This window comes from Actinophytocola sp. (assembly GCF_045807065.1).
In the GTDB taxonomy this organism is placed as follows: Bacteria; Actinomycetota; Actinomycetes; order Mycobacteriales; family Pseudonocardiaceae; genus Actinophytocola.
Map to the genome: position 1 here is coordinate 1 of NZ_JBJMIE010000324.1, position 5,505 is coordinate 5,505.

Annotated in this window: 4 protein-coding genes; all 4 read left to right on the plus strand. The window is 72.0% G+C overall.

The annotated features are described in order from the left end of the window. The coding region (locus ACJ73U_RS18785; protein ID WP_407778947.1) for an EAL domain-containing protein at positions 1-604 on the plus strand (604 nt) is incomplete at its 5' end. Positions 605-861: 257 nt separating this feature from the next. Further along, entirely contained in the window at positions 862-1,791 is a 930-nt protein-coding gene (locus ACJ73U_RS18790; protein ID WP_407778948.1) for a DMT family transporter, read from the plus strand. A gap of 78 nt (positions 1,792-1,869) precedes the next feature. Next, positions 1,870-4,608, plus strand: coding sequence for a BTAD domain-containing putative transcriptional regulator (locus ACJ73U_RS18795; protein WP_407778949.1), 2,739 nt, complete (start codon positions 1,870-1,872; stop codon positions 4,606-4,608). A gap of 282 nt (positions 4,609-4,890) precedes the next feature. Then, positions 4,891-5,505 (plus strand): BTAD domain-containing putative transcriptional regulator (locus ACJ73U_RS18800; RefSeq protein WP_407778950.1); only part of this gene is annotated, 615 nt, incomplete at its 3' end.

The window sequence follows — 5,505 nt, forward strand, 5'->3', positions numbered from 1 at the left end:
GCTGGCCGAGGAGACCGGGCTCATCGTGCCGCTGGGGAACTGGGTGCTGGGTGCGGCGTGCCGCCAGGCCGCACAGTGGGCGCGTGAAGGCTTCGCGATCGGGATGAGCGTCAACGTCTCCGCCCGACAGCTCCACACCGAGGACTTCGTGGCCACCGTCGCCGACACGCTCGCCGAGTCCGGCCTGCCGCCGGGCCGACTCACGCTCGAGCTCACCGAGTCCGCGCTGATCCGCCCGTCGGCGTTGGCGTTGCTGCACGACATCCGCGCGCTCGGTGTCCGCGTGGCACTGGACGACTTCGGCACCGGCTACTCCTCGCTGAGCTACCTGCAGCGGCACCCGTTCGACCTGATCAAGGTGGACCGCTCGTTCGTCACCCAGCTGGGCGAGGAGCCGACGGCCGAGGGGATCGTGCGCTGCATCCTCGACCTCGCGGCGGTGCTGAACACCCCCGTCGTCGGCGAAGGCGTGGAGACACGGTCACAGGCAGAGCTCCTCACCGCGAACGGATGCGCCCTCGCCCAGGGCTACTACTACGGAAAACCAGCCCCGGTCAGCGAATGGACCACCCTGACGGAAACCAGGACACCGTTCCGGCGTTGACCGGAACGAAGCTGTGCGCCTGGCCCCGCCTGCCGGACACGTCGGGCATGCGGTCGGGCGCTGATCGGCGACCAGTCCTTTCGCCCTGCATGATGGCGTTGTCCCGGTTGGTGGAAGGGGTGTCGGGCGTGACCGGCACGGGTGGAGCGGACGGAGGCGCGATGGCAGGACGCGACGAGCCGGTGTCAGTGCGGCGGCTGGTCGGGATGGCCGAGCGAGGCCGAGCCGCGGACGCGTCCTCGAGGAGCGTGGTGTGAGTGGCGGTGCATGTTCCGGCTGGTGTGGCGGCGTTCCTCCCGGGCACCGCTGTCGCCGCGGTCGCTGCCGTGCTGTTCTCCGTGGGGTCGGTGCTGCAGCACGAGGCCGCGGAGAACAGCACGTCACAGGACGGTCTGGAGATGCGCCGGCTGGTGGGTCAGCGCAGGTGGCTGGTGGGGCAGAGCGCCACGATCCTGGGCACCCTGTCGCAGGTGGCGGCGCTGGCCCTCGCGCCGGTGGCGATCGTCCAGCCGTTGCTGGCCGGCGGTCTGGTCGTCGCGCTCGCGCTCCGTTCGTTCCGGAGCCGTTGTCTCCCGTCCCGACTCGAGGTCCTCGGCGCTCTCTGCACGTGCGGCGGTCTGGCGGTCTTCCTGGTCGCTGCCCACCCCACCTCGGGCGCGGGCGAGCATCTCCCGCCTGCCTGGGCGATCATCCTCTCGGTGGTCGTGGCGGTCGGGCTGGTGGCTGTGTGCAGCCGTATCGGGCGCGGTCCGTGGGGGGCGTTCGCCTGCGGTGCGGCGGCCGGAACGACCGCGGGCATCGCGGCGGTGCTGATTTCGACAGCGTTGAAGGCGTTCACCGACCGGGGGTTCGTGCACACGCTGGCCGGCTGGGCGTTGTGGGCCGCGTTGCTCGCCGCGGTCACCGCGCAGTGGGGAAGCCAGCAGGCGTACTCCCGCGGCGCGTTGTCGTGGTCACTACCCGCCCTGGTCCTGCTCGATCCGCTCGCGGCCGTGCCCGCCGCCCGGTTCCTGGTCGGCCAGCGGATCGAACCTGGGCACGCACTCGTGTGGGCTCCCGCTGCCGCGGTGGCCGTCCTCGGGGTGGTCCTGCTGTCCCGCACCGGTGAAGGCTGCCGTCGGCCACTTCGCCTGCGGCGCCAGAACCTTCCGAGAACCGGAGATCCGACCACCAGCGGGAGCAGGTAGCGCGACGCGGGGCAGGGGCCGCGTGGCGCCACCCCCGATGGGCCATATGATGGCGTTCGCACGAGCGAAGGGGGGCTTATGCGGGCAGAGCTGCGCCTGTTCGGCGAGGTCACCGCCGTTGTCGACGGTCGGGTGGTCCACCTGGGTCCAGCTCGGCAGCGCTGCGTGCTCGCCGTGCTGGCCGTCGAGCCCAACCAGCTCGTGCCGCTCACCCAGCTCGCCGGCCGGGTGTGGGGCGAGGACGCGCCGCACCGTCCAACTGAGACGTTGCGCAGCTATCTGTCACGGTTGCGCACCGTGCTGTCCGCCCTGGACGTCGGCGTGCACCGGCGGCCGGGCGGGTACGTGTTGGTGGTCGACGAGGACGTCGTGGACCTGCACCGGTTTCGCGGTCTGGTCGCGCGGGCCAGACGCGCCGACGACGTCCACGCGGTCACCCTGTACGACAAGGCCCTCGCGCTGTGGCGCGGCGAACCCTTCGCGGGGCTCGAGTCCCCGTGGCTCGCCGGCGTGCGGGACGCGCTGACCGGCGAGTACCTCGCCGCCCGCCTCGACCACCACGACGTGCGGCTGCGCCGGGGGCAACACGCGGAGCTGACGCCGGACCTGCTCGCGCTCGCCGCCGAGTACCCGTGGGACGAGCGGCTGGCCGCCCAGGTGATGCTGGCGCTCTACGGCGGCGGCCGGCAGGCCGGCGCGCTGTCCTTCTACGACGACCTGCGCGTCCGGTTGGGCGAGGAGCTGGGGGTCGACCCCGGTGCCGAGCTGCGGGACCTGCACCAGCGCATCCTGCGGGCCGACCCGGTGCTCAGGCCCGCGCCACCGCCCGCGGCGGTGCCCGGTCGTCCGGTGCCACGCCAGCTGCCGGCGGCGCCGTCGGGGTTCACCGGGCGTGCCCGTGAGCTGGCGGAGCTGGACCACGCCGACCGGGCCGCGCGAGTGTCGGTGCTGGCCGGCGTCGGCGGCGTCGGCAAGACGTGGCTGGCGCTGCGCTGGGCACACGACAACGCCACACGGTTCCCCGACGGTCAGCTGTTCGCGAACCTGCGTGGTTTCGACCCGCGCGACGAGCCGGTGGCGCCGGAGACGGTGTTGCGCGCGTTCGTCGCCGCGTTGGGTGTGCCGGCCGCCTCGATGCCGGCCACCCGCGACGAGCTGGCCGGGTTGTTCCGCAGCCTCGTGGCGGACCGGCGGGTGCTGGTGGTGCTGGACAACGCCCGCGACTCCGCGCAGGTCGCGCCGCTGCTGCCGGGCGGAGCCGGCTGCTCGGTGGTCGTGACCAGCCGCAACCGCCTGTCCGGGACGATGTCCTCGACCGGCGCCCGCTCGGTCATCCTGGACGTGCTGTCCCCAGCGGACGCGCGGCAGGTGCTGGTCGCGCAGCTCGGCGCGGACCGGGTCGCGGCCGGCGGGGACGCTGTCGACGAGCTGCTCACGTGCTGTGCCGGGTTGCCGCTCGCGCTGGGCATCGTGGCGGCCCGCGCGAACACCGAGCCGGGCTTCCCGCTGTCGGCCTTCGCGGCCGAGCTGCGCCCGGCGGCCACGCGCCTCGACATGCTGGGCGACGAGACGGCGGGTCTGCGGCACGTGCTGTCGTGGTCCTACCGCGCGCTGTCGCCCGCCGCCGCGACGCTGTTCGCCCGGCTGGGTGCGCTGCCGGGCCCGGTGTTCGGCGAGGCCGCCGCGGCGAGCGCCGGCGGCGTTCCCCTGGAGGAGGTGCGGGTGCCGCTGCGCGAGCTGGCCGGCGCGCACCTGGTCGCCGAGTACGAGCCGGGCCGCTACCGCATGCACGACCTGGTGCGCCTGTACGCGACGGAGCTCGCCACCGAGCACGGCGACGCCCCGCTGCGGCGCGTGCTCGACCACTACCTGCGCACCGCGTACGCCGCCGCACTGCGGCTCAAACCGCACCGGCAGCCACTGGCGTTGCCGGAGTTCGACGACCTCGCGGTGCTCGTGCCGCTGTCATCGGCCGCGGAGGCGATGGCGTGGTTCGTGCGCGAGAGCCCGTCACTGGTCGCGGCCGTCGTCGCGGCGGAGGCGAACGGGTTCGGCGTCCACGCCTGGCAACTGGCGTGGGCGATGACCGACTTCTTCGAGCGCCACGGCCACTGGCGCGACTACATCGCGACGAACCACGTGGCGTTGACCGCGGCCGTCCAGCTCGACGACCTCGTCGCACAGGCGCGGACGCACCGCACCCTCGGCCGCGCGTACCTGTTCACCGGCGAACACGGCCCCTCCCTGGACCACCAGGAGCGTGCCGCCGTGCTGTACGAGAGGAGCGGGGACCTCGTCAGCTTCGCCCACGCGCACATCGGCATCGGCAACGTGTACGTGCGGCAGAACGACTACCGGCGCGCACTGTCGCACGCGCGGCGCAGCCTGGACGTGTTCCGCGAGCTCGGCCACCGCGCCGGCCAGGCGAGCGCCCTCAACGCGGTCGGCTGGTGCGAGGCACAGCTCGGCATGCTCGCCGACGCGGAGGCCCACTGCCGATCCGCGCTGGGGCTGCACCACGAACTGGCCGACCGCCACGGCGAAGCCGGCGCGTGGGACAGCATCGGCTACGTCCTCATGCGCGCGTCCCGTCACGAGGAGGCCGTCGCGTGCTTCGTCGAGTCCGTCGCACTGGCCCGCGACCTCCGCGACCGCGCCTCGGAGGGCGAGGCCCTCGACCACCTCGGTGACGCCCACGAAGCCATGGGCGACCGGGAGACCGCGCGAAAGTACTGGCAGGAGGCCCTTTCCGTACTGGAGGAACTGGATCCCGCCGCCGCCGCCGGCCTGCGCGGCAAGGTGTCCGCCGCCGGGTAGGTGCTCAGGCGCCGCCGCACAAGGACGATCCACACTCGACTTTTCAACACGCTGTGGACTTCGGTGGCGCCGCCATTTAATGTCACATTCTGGTGCGGATTGTCACTTCAGTCGGTCTCTGAGCCAGTTCGAACGCCTTGACCTGCGTTTTTCTCGAATGCACATCGTTGCCACAACACCTCGTGTGGAAGATGGAGGTGAGATTTCGGACGGGGGACTCCCATGTGGAGTGACGGCCGAAAAATGTGAGAAATATTTCGGGGGTTTGTTTTGCGGTTTTACATGCTCGGGCCTCTCGAGGTCACCGACGGGGGCGCGCGGTTGACACCCAGCAGGTTGAAGGCACGCACTCTGCTGGCGTTGTTGCTGGCGAACGCGGGTCGGACGGTGTCGACGGCGGAGGCCAACCAAGCCTTGTGGGGCGCGAGTCCACCCGCGTCCGCACGGTCGAACCTGTACTCCTATGTCGCCGAACTTCGTAGGACGCTGAACCGCTCGCCGCACGCGGAAGGCAACCGGCTGATCCGCACCGCGGGCGGTTACCTCCTGCACGTCGAGGACGGCGAGGTCGACGCGCGGATCTTCGAGGGGTTGGTGCGCAGCGGACGGCGTGCGCTGAAGGACGACCAGCCGGTCGCGGCCGTGCGGGATCTGGACACGGCACTGCGGCTCTGGCGCGGCAGCCCGCTGATGGACATCCGGTCCGCGTCCGAGGATCTCCACAGGGAGGTCACGCGGCTGGAGGAGTTGCGGCTCTCCGCCGTGGAGGACATGGCGGAGGCGAACATGGCGGTGGGGCACGACGAGGAGGTGGCGGCGTCGTTGCCGCGGCTGGTGGACGAGTACCCGCTGCGGGAGCGGTTGTGGTCGCTGCTCATGCGTGCGTGGTACCGGACC